Source organism: Micromonospora sp. NBC_01392, from assembly GCF_045040125.1.
Classification (GTDB): Bacteria; Actinomycetota; Actinomycetes; order Mycobacteriales; family Micromonosporaceae; genus Micromonospora.
Genome location: NZ_CP109549.1, coordinates 4,957,427 through 4,973,454 on the forward strand (window position 1 = coordinate 4,957,427; position 16,028 = coordinate 4,973,454).

Genomic DNA, 16,028 nt, shown 5'->3' on the forward strand with positions numbered 1-16,028 from the left:
AACGACCGCGCCGACGGCGCCACCGCGCCCGCTCCGTGGTCTTTCTTCCTCCGCCCCGTTGACGTGTCGGTCATCCGTCTGAAACATTGACGGCCATCCTTGCAAGAACTCGCTAGAGGAACGCAAGAACGTAACGAGGCCACGGAAGAAGCCGGGAACCGCATCCGTGTGATGCGAGCCGCCCGCCCCGCCACCCACGGATCGAAGGACCCGATGACACCGAAGAAGCACCGCCGACGGCTCGTCAGTGGGCTCACCGCAGCCCTCCTGACCGGCCTGTCGGCCCTCGCACCCACCCCGGCGGCGGCAGCCGGCGGCGCGAACCTCGCCGCCGGCAGGGCCGTGTCCACGAGCGGCTCGGTCGAGAGCTACGTCGGAGGCAACGTCACCGACGGCAACCAGCAGACGTACTGGGAGAGCCCCGCCCAGGCGTTCCCGCAGTGGGTGCAGGTCGACCTCGGCAGCAGCGTCGCGGTGGACCAGGTCACACTCAAACTGCCGGCGTCGACTGCCTGGGCGACCCGGACCCAGACGCTGGCCGTGCAGGGCAGCGGCGACGGCAGCACCTTCAGCACCCTCTCCCCCTCGGCGGGACGGGTCTTCGACCCGGCCTCGGGGAACACGGTGACGATCGACTTCACCGCCGCGACCGTCCGCTACCTACGGTTGACCATCACCGGCAACACCGGATGGCCCGCCGCCCAGATCGCCGAGCTGGAGATCTACGGCGTCGCCGGGCAGGGCGGCGGCGACCCGGGCACACCGTCCGGCACCAACCTGTCCGCCGGCAAGCCCGTCGACGCGTCCTCCTCGGTGTTCACGTTCGTGGCCGCCAACGCCACCGACAACAGCCCCACCTCGTACTGGGAGTCGAACGGTCTCCCGGCGACCCTGACGGTCAAGCTGGGCGCCGACGCCGACGTCACCGGGATCGTGGTCAAGCTCAACCCGGACCCGGTCTGGGGCGCCCGCACCCAGACCATCGAGGTGCGGGGACGCGCCCAGGGCGCCACCACGTTCACCACCCTGAAGGCCGCCGCGGCCTACGGCTTCGACCCGTCCGGCAACCGGAACTCGGTGACCATCCCGGTCACCGCCCGGGTGGCCGAGGTGCAGCTCAGGTTCACCGGCAACACCGGAGCGCCCGGCGCGCAGGTCGCCGACCTCCAGGTCTTCGGCGGCTGGGCGCCGAACCCGGACCTGGTCGTGACCGCGGCGAGCTGGACCCCCACCGCGCCGAGTGAGGCCACGCCGGTCAACCTGAGCGCGACGGTCCGGAACAGCGGCAGCGCGACCGCGGCCGGCACCAAGGTCGACTTCAGGCTCAACGGCGGCGTCGTCGCCAGCGGCGTGGTCGGTTCCCTGGCCGCCGGCGCCACGGCCACCGTGTCGGCGACCGCCCCGGCGCAGGCCATCGGCACCTACACCCTCGTCGTGGTCGTCGACCCGGCCGACACCGTCGCCGAGCAGAACAACGACAACAACAGCTTCACCGCGTCCGCGCCGCTTGTCGTCGGTCAGGCCCCCGGCCCGGACCTCCAGGTCGTCGCCATCACCAGCAACCCGCCGAGTCCCGCCGTCGGCGCCACCGTGACGTTCTCCGTCAGCGTCCGCAACCGTGGCACCAGCGCCGCCGCCGCCAGCGTCACCCGGCTCGTGGTCGGCGGCACCACCCTGAACACCGCCACCGGGGCACTGGCCGCCGGAGCGACCGCCACCGTGGCCGTGACCGGCAGTTGGACGGCGACCACCGGCGGTGTGACGCTGACCGCGACCGCCGACGCCACCGGCGTCGTCACCGAGACCAACGAGACGAACAACTCGCTGTCGCAGTCCATGGTGGTGGGACGCGGCGCGGCCGTGCCGTGGACGGAGCACGAGGCCGAGGCGGCCCGCTACCAGGGCACCCTGCTGGAGGCCGACCCGCTGCGGACCTTCGGCCACACCAACTTCGCCACCGAGTCGTCCGGCCGCAAGTCGGTCCGGCTGACCAGCACCGGCCAGTTCGTCGAGGTCACCTCCACCAACCCGGCCAACTCGATAGTCGTCCGCAACTCCATCCCCGACGCGCCCAACGGGGGCGGGCTGACCGCCAGCCTCAGCCTCTACGTCAACGACACGTTCGTCCAGAAACTGACGCTCTCCTCCCGCAACAGCTGGCTGTACGGCACCACCGACGACACCGAGTCGCTCTCGAACACCCCGCAGGCGAACGCCCGGCGGCTGTTCGACGAGTCGCACGCCCTGCTCGCCCAGTCGTACCCCGCCGGCACCCGGTTCCGGCTGCAACGCGACGCGACCGACACCGCGTCGTTCTACGTCGTCGACCTGATCGACCTGGAGCAGGTGGCGCCACCGGCCAGCAAGCCGGCGGAGTGCACCTCGATCACCGCCTACGGCGCCGTCCCCAACGACGGGATCGACGACACGGCCGCCATCCAGCGGGCCGTGACGGACGACCAGAACGGCGTCATCGGCTGCGTCTGGATCCCGGCCGGCCAGTGGCGGCAGGAACAGAAGATCCTCTCCCCCGACCCCAACCGGGGGCAGTACAACCAACGAGGGATCCGCAACGCGTCGATCCGGGGCGCGGGCATGTGGCACTCGCAGCTCTACACCGAGACCGAGCCGCAGAACGTGGTGGGCAACATCAACCACCCGCACGAGGGCAACGTCGGCTTTGACATCGACGACAACACCACCATCTCGGACCTGGCCATCTTCGGCATGACCACCAACCGCGCCAACCGCGGGCACGGCCTGAACGGACGGTTCGGGAAGAACACGAAGATCAGCAACGTCTGGATCGAACACGTCAACGTGGGCGCCTGGGTGGGACGCGACTACTCCGACACCCCCGCCTACTGGAACCCCGGCGACGGGCTGGAGTTCACCGGGATGCGCGTCCGCGACACCTACGCCGACGGGGTCAACTTCTCCAACGGCACCCGCAACTCACGGGTGTTCAACTCCTCCTTCCGCACCACCGGCGACGACTCGCTCGCGGTGTGGGCCAACCCCCGCGTCAAGGACGCCGCGGTGGACGTGGCACACGACAACCGCTTCCTCAACAACACCGTGCAACTGCCGTGGCGGGCGAACGGCGTCGCGATCTACGGCGGTCACGGGAACACGGTGGAGAACAACCTGATCTCCGACACCATGAACTACCCCGGGATCATGCTGGCGACCGACCACAGTCCGCTGCCGTTCTCCGGCACGACGCTGGTGGCCAACAACGGCCTCTACCGGTGCGGTGGCGTGTTCTGGAACGAGGACCAGGAGTTCGGAGCCATCACCCTGTTCCCCGCCAGCGGCGACATCACCGGCGTCACCATCCGCGACACCGACGTCATCGACTCCACCTACGACGGCATCCAGTTCAAGAACGGCGGCGGCAGCATGCCGAACGTCACGATCAGCAACGTCCGCATCGACCGGTCGAACAACGGCGCGGGCATCCTCGCCATGAGCGGCGCCCGGGGCAACGCCACGCTGACCAACGTCACCATCAGCAACTCCGCCGACGGTGACATCGTCCGGCAGCCCGGCACCACGTTCACCATCACCGGCGGCTGACGCCGGTCAGGACCGCCGGACGGGCGGCGGGGTGGTCCGGGCGCCGGTCGGCGCGCGGGCCACCCCGTTCCGTACCCCGTCAGGTCGGGGTCGGCCGGCGCCCCGCGGCTCAGAGCGCCCGCTGGTACTCCTCCCAGGTGCGCTTCGGGCTGACCACCGGACCGTCGTCGGGTGCCCGGTTGGCCAGTCCGTTACGGCCCAGGTAGTAGTCGCCGGCCTGGTTCTGGGCACCGGTCGACTGGTCGGTGTCGGCCAACGCGATCGCGTGGATGTGGTATCCCCAGTCGCCCTGGTCCGGGGTCCGGTACCAGGCGGCGAAGCCCACCGTGCGCAGCCGGCGCAGCACGTCGGTCCGGGTCGCCGACGACAGCCCGCTGACCGAGATGTCCAGCGCCCCGCCGCCGTCGTGGGTGCCGGCGGAGGCTCCGACGCCCGTGTTGTAGGAGCCCTGGGTGAGGCCGAGCTGACGCCCGAGCAGCCGTTCCGCCTCCAGCAGCATCGACCGGGTGCGGGTGTTGACCTGCACCCCGCGCATCGTCACGATGCTGCCGGGTGAGATCGACCGGACCACGGTGTAGCGTCCGTCCCCCAGCGACCGCAGCGAGGACGGGCCCGGCAGTCCGGTCGCGTCGAGGCCGGTGTAGCCGAGCGAGCGCTGGTACGCCGCGTACGCGGCGACGGTGCTGGTGCCGAAGTGTCCGTCCACGTACGTCGAGGCCAGCAGCCCTCGGGCCTGCAACGCGCGCTCCACCAGCAGGACGCTGTCCCGGGCGCCCTCGGTGAGCGCGGTGTCCGCCCGGCGCGGATCGATCTGCGCTGCCTTGATCAGGGCTTCCATGTCGACCTCGGGCAGTGCGGCGCCGGCACGCAGCGGTGCGCCGGCACCGACCGCCACCGCCGCCGCCGAGACGAGCAGGCTCCTTCTCGTGATCACGTGACCTCCGTACGCTGTCGGGATCGGGCCACCCGGCCGGGCGGCCCGGAAGGCACGGCGAGGCCCCGGGGGCTCCCGCCCCACGAACGGCGTCACCCGTGCCGACGATCAGGCGATCTCCAGGTAGTCGAGTTCCGCCCAGCGGCTGCGCCGGGTCAGGCGCAGCGTGTTCCACCCGGCGTTCAGCACCACGTCCGCGCGGGCCTGCCGCCAGGTCTCCCACCCGGTGTTCGGATACGCGAGCACCTGCGCGCCACCGCCGTTGACGGTCAGCGTGTGCTCGGCGTCGCCGTAGCCGGCGGAGTAGCCGACGTACGCGGTGTAGCCGCCGGCGCGCGGCGCGAAGACGCTGACCTCGACCCAGCTGTCGGCGTAGTCGAGGTAGGCCGCCACCTGTCCCTGCGAGGCGGTCGCGGTGCTGCGGACGCCGCAGTGGTGGAGTGTGCCCCGCTCGGCCTCGTAGCGCACCCGGCTGCCCCGCACGACCGGGTTGTCCCCGGCCCAGCCGAGGTCGGCGACGTACATGCCGCGCGCCGAGTAGTCGTTCACCCAGCCGTGGAAGACCAGCCGGTCGCCGCCGGCCTCGCGCACCACGTCCGCGCCGCCCGGCCCGCGTACCGCGCCGTCGAGGCTGGCGGTGGTCAGCAGCGACCGGTACGCCTTGGTGTACGGGCCGGTCAGCGACGTGGCGCTGGCGTAGCTGGTCTGGTAGCCGTCGCCGCCGTACCCGCCGAGGGAGTAGAAGAGCACGTAGTGCGCGCCCACCCGGGTCAGCACCGGCGCCTCGATGACGCCCGCCTCCTCGGCGCGGCCACTGCGCAGCAGTTCCACCCGGCCGCCCTGGAGCGTCACCCCGTCGGCGGCGACCGCCTGCGCCCACAGGCTCGTCGGCTGCCCGACCGCGTTGCCGTCGTCCTTGTAGAGCAGGTAACGCCGGCCGTCGGTGTCGACGAAGCTGGACGGGTCGATGTCACCGCCCTCGGCGGCGTCGCAGACCAGCGGGCCGGAGCCGACCGGGGCGAAGGGGCCGAGCGGCGAGGTCGAGGTGGCCGCGCCGATGCACTGGCGGCCGGCGGCACGGCTGCGGGCGGTGTAGTAGAGCAGGTAGGTGCCGTCGGCCCGGCGGGACACGTCCGGCGCCCAGGTGAGGCCGCCGGAGGCCCAGGCGCCGAGCGTCGGCAGCGCGTCGGCGCGTCGGGTCCACGGGCCGGTGAGCGCCGACGCGGTGGCGACCGGCACGTTGCCGTTGCCGTTGTTCGTCGAGTAGGCGTGGTAGGTGCCGCCGACCTTGAGGATGTCGGGGTCCGGGAAGTCGGTGCCGAGCACCAGGGACGGCGCGGTGGTCGCCGCGCCGGCCGGCGCGGCGACGAGCACGCACGACGCGGCGACGAGCACGGCCAGCAGGTGGGCGAGAGTGCGACGCATGCCCACATGCAACCACAGATGTCGATGCCGCGGCGCGGCGGCGGCGTGGTTCCGGAACCGCCGGATTTCCTTGACACGCGCCTGTCGCGCGCCGAACCTGGTCACCAGGGAGCGCTCTCCATCGCTGGTCACGGCCGACCGGCGAGCCATTCTCCGGCCACCGCCCGCTCCTGGAGACGCCCATGGACCGCCAACCCGTCCGCACCGTCGACCCGCCGACGCGTACCCGTCGCCGCCTCACCGCCGCCGCCCTCGCGGCGACGCTCGTCGCCACCCTGACCGGCCTCGCCGCCGGTCCGGCCCAGGGCGCCGACCCGCTGCTGTCCCAGGGCCGCCCGGTCACCGCCTCGTCCACGCAGAGCGCCGCCTTCCCCGCCTCGGCGGCGGTGGACGGCGACTCCGGCACCCGGTGGTCCAGCGCCGCCGCCGACCCGCAGTGGCTCAGCGTCGACCTGGGCGCCGCCGCGACCGTCAGCCAGGTGGTGCTCGCCTGGGAGGCCGCGTACGCCACCGCCTACCAGGTGCAGGTCTCCGCCGACGGCGCGACCTGGACGACGCTGCGCGCCGTCACCGGCGGCGACGGCGGCGTCGACACGCTCGCGGTCGCCGGCACCGGACGGTACGTGCGGGTCACCACCACCGCCCGGGGCACCGCGTACGGGGTCTCGCTCTGGGAGTTCCAGGTGTCCGGCACGCGCGCCGCCACCGGGTGCGACACCACCGGCAACGCCGCGTTGAACCGCCCGGCCACCGCCTCGTCGACCGAGAACGCCGCGCTGCCCGCGTCGGCGGCGGTGGACGGCAATCCCGGCACCCGCTGGTCCAGCGCCGCCGCCGACCCGCAGTGGCTGCGCGTCGACCTCGGCGTCGAGCGCGCCGTCTGCCGGGTCGACCTCACCTGGGAGGCGGCCTACGCGACGGCGTACCAGATCCAGCTCTCCACCGACGGCGTCACCTGGACCACCGTCCACGCCACCACCACCGGCGCCGGCGGCGGCCAACAGCTCACCGTGACCGGTTCCGGCCGCTACCTGCGGGTCCTCGGCACCGCGCGGGCCACGGCCTACGGCTACTCGCTCTGGGAACTCGCGGTCCGCACCACCGGAGCGACCCCGACGACACCGACGACACCGCCGCCGTCCGGCGGCGACGTGCTGCTGTCCTACGGCAAGCCGGCGGTCGCCTCGTCCCACCAGGACGACGGCGCCTGCTGGCAGTGCTCGCCGGCGCGGGCGTTCGACCTGGACCCGGCCTCACGCTGGGCGACGAGCCCCACCACCGGCTGGGTGGACCCGGGTTGGATCTACGTCGACCTCGGGGCCACCGCGACCGTGCACCGGGTGGTCCTCCAGTGGGATCCGGCCTACGCCAGCGCGTACCAGATCCAGACCTCGACGGACGCGACCACCTGGACCACCGTCTACCGCACCACGACCAACCCGGGCTTCCGGCAGGACCTCACCGTCACCGGCACCGGCCGCTACGTGCGGATGTACGGCACCGCGCGCAGCAACGGCTACGGGTACTCGCTGTGGGAGTTCCAGGTGTACGGCACCGGAGGCGCCCCGACCGCTCCCCCGGCCCGGCCCGCCGACCCCACGTTCCCGGCCACCACCCTCGTCTTCGCCGACGAGTTCGACGGACCGGCCGGCGCCCCGCCGGACGCGGCGAAGTGGACCGTCGACCCGGGCACCGGGCAGAACAACGAGTCGCAGTACTACACCGACAACGCCAACGCGGCGGTGAACGGCGCCGGCCACCTCGTCATGGAGGCCCGGCGGGAGAACGCCGGCGGACGCGCCTACACCTCGCACCGGATGAACACCGGCGCCAGGTTCCAGGTGCAGTACGGCCGGATCGAGGCGCGGATCAGGGTGCCCAAAGGCAACGGCCTCTGGCCGGCGTTCTGGATGATGGGCGGCGACTTCCTCACCGGCCGGCCGTGGCCGTACAACGGCGAGATCGACATCATGGAGATTCTCGGCCGCGACACCTACCGCAGCTACACCACGCTGCACGCGCCCGCCTACAACGGCGGGGGCGGCTACGGCCAGGAGCACGTCTGGACGGTCGACCTGTCCGCCGACTTCCACGTCTACGCGGTCGAGTGGGACAGCCGGGGCATGCGGTTCCTCGTCGACGGCACGCAGGTCTTCTACGCCAGCAAGGAGACGGTGGAGACGACCCGCGGCCCGTGGGTGTTCGACCACCCCTTCTATCTGATCCTCAACCTGGCCGTGGGTGGCGACTGGCCCGGCCCGCCGGACGCGTCGACGCCGTTCCCGGCGCGGATGCTCGTCGACTACGTGCGCGTCTACAAGTGACCTGCGGGGGCGCGGGCCGGTCCGGCCGGCCCGCGCCCCGTCCCGTCGCGGCTAGGCGTGGGCCGGCTGGACGGCGACGTGGAAGTTGAACACCGCGCCGTTGCGGGTGAGGACGAGATTCCACTTCCCGCCGTTCTTGAGCACGGCGGGGTTGGAGTTCGGATAGCGCCGCACGAACCACGTCTCCAACCGTTGCGCCTCGGCGGCGGAGAGCACCCCCACCTCCCCCACCTGCGCCGCGTGGTGCGGCTGGGGGTTGCAGCCGGCGTTGAACCGGTAGCTGGTGTCCCGGTTCCACCGGCCACAGCCGAGCATCGTGACCGTGACCGGACCGGACTGCTGGAAGGCCAACTGCGGGACCGGAGGATCGGCGACGACCACGTCGGGTGGCGTCTCCAGGGACGGGAACGGCACCGCCACCGTCTCGATGACGGCCTGCGACGCCCAGTTGAAGTCGACCTCGAACGACATGTCCATCTCCCTGTCCGGAGTGCCACGCCCACCGGCCCGTAGCGGCGGCACGTCGACGGACCCATCATCGACCGGCCCGGACGCCGGCACGCGCGCACTGTCCGTGCCCGGACACTGGCGGTCAGGCGACAGCGACGGCAACGGCTCCCGGGGGCGACCCGTGCGACGGTCGTCCCCGGGAGCCGGTCAGCCGGGCGTGGACCCGGACGGGGCGGCTAGTCGCCGCAGCCGACCCACACGCTGTACGTGCTGTAGTCCCGGCAGTAGAAGTAACTGAAGGTGCTGGTGGGCGCCTCGGGCGCGGGCTCCTGCTCGACAGTGACGCCCTGCAGGTTCAACAGAAAGTTCATCTCATCACCCCCCTCCGCTCTCGTCGCGGCACCGTCCCGCCGAGAAACGGCAGGACGGGGACAGGTTCACGCTGCGCGGCGGCCCAGAGCACGAGGAGGACGCCCGCCGCGCCGGTGGCCAGATCGGTGGACAGCCGTTCGAGCTGGTCCCCGGGGAAGGCGAGACCACCGCGATACGCCACGGCGTGCCAGGAGAACGCGGCCACGTGCCGACGTACGAGGTCGGCGACGGTCATGCCGCCGCCGTCCGCGGCGACGACGGGAACGTCGGACCGGTCCAGGCCGAGCAACAGGGCGAGCAGTCCGGCCCGCCCGTTGAACAGGCCGGACTGGACCGTGAACTCGGCACACGCCGCGCGGGTCAGCTCGCCGAGCACCGTCCCCAGCTCGTCACTCGGACAATGCCGAAGAAACTCCCGCAGCACCATCGCCATGCCGGCGCTGCCGGCGGCGAGGTAGGGCAACACGCGCCACCCGTCGTCCACCTGACGCGACCCGTCCGGCATCAGGACGCAGCGGCCCAGGTCGTGCCGCAACCAGCGCTCCGCCGACTCCAGGTGGGCGCGGTCACCGGTCGCCTCGAACAACCTGACCGACAACAGCGCGACGCCGCTGGCTCCCCGCAGGAGGCCGGCGGCCGGGCGGTTGCCGGCGGCGGCCCGGCCCGCGTCGCGGTCGTCGAGCCGCGACGCGATGTCCAGCGCGGCGGTCGTCCAGCTCCGGTCACCGGTCGTGGTGGCGAAGTGCAGATAGTTGAGACCGATGCCGGCGAGCCCGTCGAACAGGTGACTGGACAGCAGGTCCAGCCCACCGGCCCGGGGCGCGCGGTCGAGCAGGGTCAACGCCTCCTCGTGCCGGCCCAGCCCGTCGAGGGCGTGGCACACGCCGTGCAGACCGTCGTAGAAGCCCGGCGCCAGCGCGCTCCGCTCGTCCCGCACCCGGCGGACGAGCCACTCCTCGTGCTCGGGGAACCGTCCGACCCCCGTCCGGTGCAGGACGTGCAGCACACCCGCCGCGCCGTAGGCCAGCCCGAGACCGCCGACCTGGAACTGCTCGATGTCCCCCGGGAACAACCGGTCCGGCCGCCCGGGGGTGGCGGTGGCGAGAATGCCCGTCGCCAGGGCGGTGCGGACGCGGGTGACCGGCACCTCCGGCGTGTCCAGGTCACCGGGGAGCATCTCCGGCGACGCCGCGGACACCGCACCCTGGCCGTCCCCGGCCAGGCCGAGGTTGGCCATCACCTCGGGCCCGAACCCGGCGGGAAGGTCGAAGCGCCGCATCGCCGCGGTGACGAGTTGCGCGGCCTTGCCCGGCGCGAGCGGCAACACGGCGGTCAGCGGAAGGAACATCGACAGTTGCAGGCACCCCAGCGCGTACCGGTCCGCGGCGACTCCGGTGCGACCGTCCGCGGCGACGTAGCCGGGCGCGCCCATCGCGGGCCGGGCGCTGTCGTCCACCCCGGTGGCGAGCTCGAAGTCGATGAGCCGGACCGCGCCGTCCGGCTGCACCATGACGTTGTGCGGATGCAGGTCGCCGAAGACGACCCCGCGACCGTGCAGGTCCGCGAGGACGTCACCCACCTTCCCCAGCACGTCGAGCGCCCACCGGACGTGGTCCCGGATCTCGTCCGGACCGGCGTCCGCCCGGGTGAGCGGGTACCGCGCGCTGAACTCGCGACCGAGCGTCCGCCCCTCGATGAACTCCTCGGCGAGGAACACGTGCTCCCAGCAGGTGAACTTCTCGTACAGGGCCGGGACGCAGGGCAGCCCGCGCAGCCGGGCCAACATGTCGGCCTCGCAGTCGAGTCGGTGCACCGCGTCCCGGCCGAGCCCGTCGATGCCGGCGTGCGGTCGGCCCTCCCGCAGCACGACCACCCGGTCCGTTCTGACGTCCCGGGCCCGGTAGACGCCGCCGCCGTTGGAGAAGTGCAGCACACCCTCGATCTCGTACGGGAACTCCTCGGGTCGCGTCTCCTGCCGGCCGCGATCGTCCACCGCCGGCCGGAGGAAGGCCGGGACGTCGACCCAGGCGGGCACCGAGAAGGCGGGTTCCCGCCGGTCGGGCACGAGCGTGCCGTCCGGCTGCCGCACCGCGAGAACCCGCGAGCCGTCGGCCGTCGTGACCCGGCGGGGCGCGAACCCGCCGAAGCGCACGAACAGTGGGCCCCGGTCCCACCGTAGATCGCTGAGGATGTACGGGCCGGGTTCCCCGTCGAGCCGCGCGCCGAGCCGGCGGAGCGCGGCCTCCAGCTCGTCGGTGTCCTCGGGGTAGATCGTGATGAACTTGCCGCTGGCCGCCCGGTCCGCGTACTTCGAGTTGCGCAGGGTCAGGTCGAGTTCGGTGCTGAGGAATTTGTACGCGAGTTGCGCCCGCTGGCAGTACGTCCAGACGGTGTCGAGAATCCGTGCGGCGTTGTCCAGCGTCGCGGACACGTGGATCTTCCACCCCTGCGTCGCGACGAGGCCCCGTGGCGGCGTCACCATCGTCCACCCGTCCCGGGTCGACAGGTTCCATCCCGGCCCGGCCCGCAGGTCCGTGCCGAAGCGGTCCCGCCGGGGGCCGCCGTCCGCACCGGGTCGGTCGTAGAAAGTCGGATCAGCGATGCGGTAGTACTGATACCGGTTGTCCATCGGCCCTTCACTACGTCAGCCACGGCTCGCACCAGCATCGTGAGCCCTGCGCGGCGCCCTGGGCGGGTTCGACAGCGATCGTGGCACACGGTCACACGCTTCGATACCCCAGAAAAGTGACGCCGCTGGTCGGGAGCGGTGGTCCCCGCACCGGGGTCCGCGACCGGCGGGCGAGGTCTCCGGTTTCGGGTTCCCGCCTGGTCGCGGAACCGTCCACCGGAGACCTCCGGGCCTAGAAGCCGGCGGAGATGCGGCTGAACTCCCAGTCGCTCTGGGCGATGCCGCTGCAGGTGGAGACCACGCCCCCGCCGGCGCAGCCGCGATCGCGGTTCACCGCCCAGAAGGTGAACCGGGCGAGGCCGCTGCTCCTGGCGTAGTCACGGATCCGCGTCCAGGTCTCCGGGGTGGTGACCTCCTGCTGGTCGGACAGACCGTTCATGCCGGAGATGCCCATGTGGGCGTAGGCGGTCTGGTCGTTCCAGCCGAACGTGGACTTCAGTTGGTTCTTCAGGCCCTCCGCGGCGTTGCGGGTGCTGGTGTACATGTCGCTGCCGCCGCCGAAGTCGAACGGCATGATGGTGAAGACGTCCACGTTGGCGTTCAGCGCCCGGGCCTGGTTGATCAGCCGGACGCCGTGCGCGTTGGGGCCACTCGTGGTCGTCCCGAAGGTGAGGATCGTGGTGACGCCCGGGTTGTTGCGCTTGATGATGCCCAACGCGCTCACGATGCGGTCGGCGACCACGTAGTTCTCGAACTCGTCGTAGTTCTCGATGTCGATGTCGATGGCCTTCAGACCGAAGGTGTTGATGACCTTCTGGTACGCCCCGGCGAGGGCCTCCGGGGTGGCGCAGTTCGGGCCGAGCTTGTTGCCCTGCCAGCCGCCGATCGACGGGACGATCGTCGCGCCGGCCGCCTTGGCCTGGTTGATCCAGGACTCGTGGGCGCCGCCGGTCAGGCCGCCCTCACCGTCCCAGACCGGGTTGCAGCCGTTGGCCAGCACGAACGCGACGGTGAACGCGCGGACACCCTGACCGGTGATGGTCGAGGGCGCCGGCGGGTTGCCCCAGCCGGGGTAGACGTAGGGCGACGCGGCCATCTTGCCGGCCGGCGGCGGGTTGGTCGGGCCGGTGGGCGGCGGGGTGGTCGGGGTGGTGCCGCCGCCGCACGCGCCCTGGTTGGCCCAGACGTCCCACTGCCCGCTGTGCGTGGCCGGGTTCTCGTTCTGGGTCCACCACTTGGCCTGGTAGTTGACGCCCTGGTAGGACGCCTGACCGCCGCCGACGTACACGGCGGACGACGACCAGGCCGGGTAGCAGGCCACGGCCGCGCTCGACGTGGACATGGGGACGATCGCGATCGCGGTGGCGGTGACCGTGACGGCGGCCAGAGCCAGGATCTTCTGCCTGAGTTTCATGACACGCTCCTGCGGGGGTTCAGGGCAAGGTGGTGAGGTGCGGGCGGACGGTGTTGGCGAATCCGTTGCCGTTGGTGACGTCCCAGTTGATCGACCACGTCATGGCGCCACGGATTCCGGGGTAGGTGCGCGGCGGCTTGACGGAGCCGCAGTTGGTGCCGCGGGCGAGGCAGTCGAGGGCCTGGTTGACCACGGAGGGGTTGACGTAGCCGCCACCGGCCGCGCTCGGCGCGGCCGGCAGCCCGAGGGACACCTGGTCCGGCCGGAGCCCGTTCTCGAGCTGGATGCAGGCGAGCGCCACGAGGAAGTTGACCGACCCCTGGCTGTACGCGGCGGTGTTGTCGCAGCCGAGCATCGCGCCGGAGTTGTAGAACTGGGTGTGGACGACGGTCAGGATGTCCTTGATGTTCAGCGCCAGCTGGAAGTACTGGCCGCCGGTGCTCTGCATGTCGATCGTCTGCGGCGCCATCGTGATGATCAGGTTGGCGCTCGTCCGGTTGCGGATGTCGCGCAGCGCCTGGGCCATGTACGTCGCGTTGACGCCGTTCTCCAGGTCGATGTCGACGCCGTCGAAGCCGTAGGTTCCGATGAGGCCGACGATCGAGTTGGCGAAGTTCGTGGCGGCACTGGAACTGGCGACCGAGATGGTGCCGCGCTCGCCGCCGACCGAGATGACGACCTTCTTGCCCCGCGCGTGCAGGGTGGCGACGTCGTTCTTGAAGTCGGCGTTGGTGTAGCCACCGAGCGAGGCGCTCAGGCCCGCGTCGATGCCGAAGGACACCGCGCCCGGTGTGCTCGTCGCGTCGGCGAACGCGACCGCCACCAGGTCGTAGGAGGCCGGCACGTCACGGAGCCGGATCTCCTGGGCCGGGTTGTCGAAGTTCTGCCAGTACCCGGTGAGGAAGTGCTTCGGCAGCTGACCGTTGCCGGTCGGCGGAGGCGTGGTGGGTGGCGGGGTGGTCGGGGGCGGCGGGGTGGTCGGGGGTGACGTGGTCGGGGGTGACGTGGTCGGCGGCGTGGTGCCGCCGCAGGCGCCCTGGTTGGCCCAGACGTCCCACTGCCCGCTGTGCGTGGCCGGGTTCTCGTTCTGGGTCCACCACTTGGCCTGGTAGTTGACGCCCTGGTAGGAGGCCTGACCGCCGCCGACGTACACGGCGGACGACGACCAGGTGGGGTAGCACGCGGCGGCCGCGGAGGCGGACGACGCCAGATAGACGGTGGCGGCGCCGGCGGCCAGGACGGCGGCCAGGGCGAGGACGGCGGGGCGGCGCATGGGGTGGGCCTTCCGGAGGGGGCGGAACCGAGGACCCAATTATTAGGAGTGTTAACAGTAAAGGTCCAGAGTTAGACCACCTTGAATTTTCTGTCGAGAGGTGCCAAGGCCCGTCGGCACGCTGGCCGCCGCCTGCACACCCCTCCCGCGAGCTTTCCCGATCCGGTGGTCCGATGTCTTGAGTGATCTCCACGAATTTGGGAAGGTCGATGCGTTGGTGACAGCTCCGCCGCGGCGTTTCCCGTCCGCGTCCGCGCGGCGCATCGAAAGGACTCCTGGTGGCCATACCGGTCGCACCTCTCGGCACCCATTCGCTGCTGATCTTCCTGCTCCAGGTGGGCATCCTGCTGGCCGCCGCCGTCGCGCTCGGGCGCCTCGCGGTACGCGCGGGCATGCCCTCGCTGGTTGGTGAACTGACCGCAGGCGTGGTGCTCGGTCCGTCGATTCTCGGCGCGGCCGTGCCCGACCTGTCCCGATGGCTGTTCCCCGCGCAGTCCGAGCAACTGCACCTGCTCGACGCGGTCGGTCAACTCGGCGTGCTTCTTCTGGTCGGCCTCACCGGCATGCACCTGGACCTCGGGCAGCTACGCCGCGACGGTGGCGTGGCCGCCAGGGTCAGCATCGGAGGGCTCGTCGTCCCCCTGGCGCTCGGCGTCGGCCTGGGCCTGCTCCTCCCCTCCAGCGTGCTCCCGGCCGGCACCGACCGCCCGGTCTTCGCCCTGTTCCTCGCGGTGGCGATGTGTGTCAGTGCCATCCCGGTCATCGCCAAGACCCTGTGGGAGATGCGACTGCTGCACCGCGACATCGGTCACCTGATCATGAGCGCGGCCATCGTGGACGACGTTGTCGGCTGGCTGCTGCTCTCGGTCGTGGCCGCGATGGCAGCCGGCAGTCTCGGCGGCCTCGACGTCGCCCTCGCGGTCGGCACCGTGGCCCTCGTCGTCGTGGTCGCCCTGTGGCTCGCCCGGCCGCTCGTCGGCGCGCTGCTGCGGCGGGTACGAGCTGGTGGAGAGCCTGGCCCCACCGTCGCGTCGGTGGTGGTGATCCTGCTGCTGTTCGCCGCCGCCACCCACGCGCTGCACCTGGAGCCGGTCTTCGGCGCCTTCGTCGGCGGTCTGGTGATCAACGGCTGCGCCAGCCTGGACCGTGCGGCTCTTGCCCCGTTGCGGCTGGTCGTGATGAGCGTGCTGGCGCCGCTGTTCTTCGCCACCGTCGGCCTCCGCAGCGATCTGACCGCGCTGGCCCGGCCCACCGTGCTCGGTGTCGCCCTGCTGGTGCTGGCCGTGGCGGTCGTCGGCAAGTTCGTCGGCGCGTACGTCGGGGCCCGGGCCGCCCGACTGGGTCACTGGGAGGGCCTCGCCGTCGGCGCCGGCCTCAACGCCCGAGGCGTCATCGAGATCATCGTCGCCACGGTCGGGCTGCGCCTCGGCGTGCTCGACACCGCCATGTTCACGGTCATCGTGCTGGTCGCCATCGTCACCTCGGTGATGGCGCCGCCCTGCCTGCGCTACGCGGCCGCCCGGCTGCCCGCGTCGGCGCGGGAACACCGTCGGGCCGAGGCGTTGAGCTGATCTCCGCCCGTCACGCCGTGGAAGCCCGACCGTGGGCACCACTGTCGGCGCGCCGTC

The 16,028-nt window shown here is 71.8% G+C and carries 10 protein-coding genes; 3 read left to right on the plus strand and 7 right to left on the minus strand.

Translation table 11 applies throughout. From position 1 onward, the window contains the following. Nucleotides 1-213: 213 nt before the first annotated feature. Nucleotides 214-3,579: a CARDB domain-containing protein gene (locus OG767_RS21305; RefSeq protein ID WP_405090185.1), complete on the plus strand. Its 3,366-nt coding sequence runs from the start codon at nucleotides 214-216 to the stop codon at nucleotides 3,577-3,579. Nucleotides 3,580-3,688: 109 nt separating this feature from the next. Here the strand turns inward: OG767_RS21305 and OG767_RS21310 are convergent, their stop codons facing one another. Beyond that, the gene (locus OG767_RS21310; RefSeq protein WP_405090186.1) at nucleotides 3,689-4,513 is read right to left on the minus strand and encodes a peptidoglycan-binding protein; all 825 of its coding nucleotides are present in this window, start codon (nucleotides 4,511-4,513) and stop codon (nucleotides 3,689-3,691) included. A gap of 108 nt (nucleotides 4,514-4,621) precedes the next feature. After that, complete coding sequence (locus OG767_RS21315) at nucleotides 4,622-5,938, minus strand: family 43 glycosylhydrolase (RefSeq protein ID WP_405090187.1); 1,317 nt, start codon at nucleotides 5,936-5,938, stop codon at nucleotides 4,622-4,624. Between the two features lie 182 nt (nucleotides 5,939-6,120). On the opposite strand from OG767_RS21315, the gene OG767_RS21320 reads away from it, so the two are divergent. Then, nucleotides 6,121-8,262 (plus strand): discoidin domain-containing protein, encoded by a 2,142-nt coding sequence (locus tag OG767_RS21320; RefSeq protein WP_405090188.1) that lies wholly within the window; start codon nucleotides 6,121-6,123, stop codon nucleotides 8,260-8,262. A 51-nt stretch (nucleotides 8,263-8,313) separates the two neighbouring features. Here OG767_RS21320 and OG767_RS21325 read toward each other — a convergent pair whose 3' ends face one another. From OG767_RS21325 to OG767_RS21345, 5 genes are all read right to left on the minus strand, one after another. Continuing rightward, complete coding sequence (locus OG767_RS21325) at nucleotides 8,314-8,733, minus strand: hypothetical protein (protein ID WP_405090189.1); 420 nt, start codon at nucleotides 8,731-8,733, stop codon at nucleotides 8,314-8,316. A 215-nt stretch (nucleotides 8,734-8,948) separates the two neighbouring features. Next, nucleotides 8,949-9,083 carry a hypothetical protein gene (locus tag OG767_RS21330; protein WP_255562982.1) on the minus strand — a complete coding sequence of 45 codons (135 nt, stop codon included), beginning with the start codon at nucleotides 9,081-9,083 and terminating at the stop codon, nucleotides 8,949-8,951. Next, nucleotides 9,080-11,713: a class III lanthionine synthetase LanKC gene (gene lanKC, locus OG767_RS21335; RefSeq protein WP_405090190.1), complete on the minus strand. Its 2,634-nt coding sequence runs from the start codon at nucleotides 11,711-11,713 to the stop codon at nucleotides 9,080-9,082. Before lanKC ends, OG767_RS21330 begins: the two co-directional genes overlap by 4 nt. A gap of 232 nt (nucleotides 11,714-11,945) precedes the next feature. After that, nucleotides 11,946-13,127 carry a carbohydrate-binding protein gene (locus OG767_RS21340; RefSeq protein ID WP_405090192.1) on the minus strand — a complete coding sequence of 394 codons (1,182 nt, stop codon included), beginning with the start codon at nucleotides 13,125-13,127 and terminating at the stop codon, nucleotides 11,946-11,948. 19 nt (nucleotides 13,128-13,146) lie between these two features. After that, on the minus strand, nucleotides 13,147-14,400 hold the full coding sequence (locus OG767_RS21345; protein ID WP_405090193.1) for a chitinase: 1,254 nt from the start codon (nucleotides 14,398-14,400) through the stop codon (nucleotides 13,147-13,149). A 278-nt stretch (nucleotides 14,401-14,678) separates the two neighbouring features. Between OG767_RS21345 and OG767_RS21350 the strand changes: the two genes are divergently transcribed. Then, the gene (locus OG767_RS21350) at nucleotides 14,679-15,971 is read left to right on the plus strand and encodes a cation:proton antiporter (RefSeq protein WP_405090194.1); all 1,293 of its coding nucleotides are present in this window, start codon (nucleotides 14,679-14,681) and stop codon (nucleotides 15,969-15,971) included. Nucleotides 15,972-16,028 lie beyond the last annotated feature (57 nt).

Bases quoted from the DNA above. Each gene is read 5' to 3' on its own strand.
- OG767_RS21315 (WP_405090187.1), bottom strand. From the start codon at position 5,938: ATGCGTCGCACTCTCGCCCACCTGCTGGCCGTGCTCGTCGCCGCGTCG.
- OG767_RS21340 (WP_405090192.1), bottom strand. From the start codon at position 13,127: ATGAAACTCAGGCAGAAGATCCTGGCTCTGGCCGCCGTCACGGTCACC.
- OG767_RS21305 (WP_405090185.1), top strand. From the start codon at position 214: ATGACACCGAAGAAGCACCGCCGACGGCTCGTCAGTGGGCTCACCGCA.
- OG767_RS21320 (WP_405090188.1), top strand. From the start codon at position 6,121: ATGGACCGCCAACCCGTCCGCACCGTCGACCCGCCGACGCGTACCCGT.
- OG767_RS21325 (WP_405090189.1), bottom strand. From the start codon at position 8,733: ATGTCGTTCGAGGTCGACTTCAACTGGGCGTCGCAGGCCGTCATCGAG.
- OG767_RS21330 (WP_255562982.1), bottom strand. From the start codon at position 9,083: ATGAACTTTCTGTTGAACCTGCAGGGCGTCACTGTCGAGCAGGAGCCC.
- OG767_RS21345 (WP_405090193.1), bottom strand. From the start codon at position 14,400: ATGCGCCGCCCCGCCGTCCTCGCCCTGGCCGCCGTCCTGGCCGCCGGC.
- lanKC (WP_405090190.1), bottom strand. From the start codon at position 11,713: ATGGACAACCGGTATCAGTACTACCGCATCGCTGATCCGACTTTCTAC.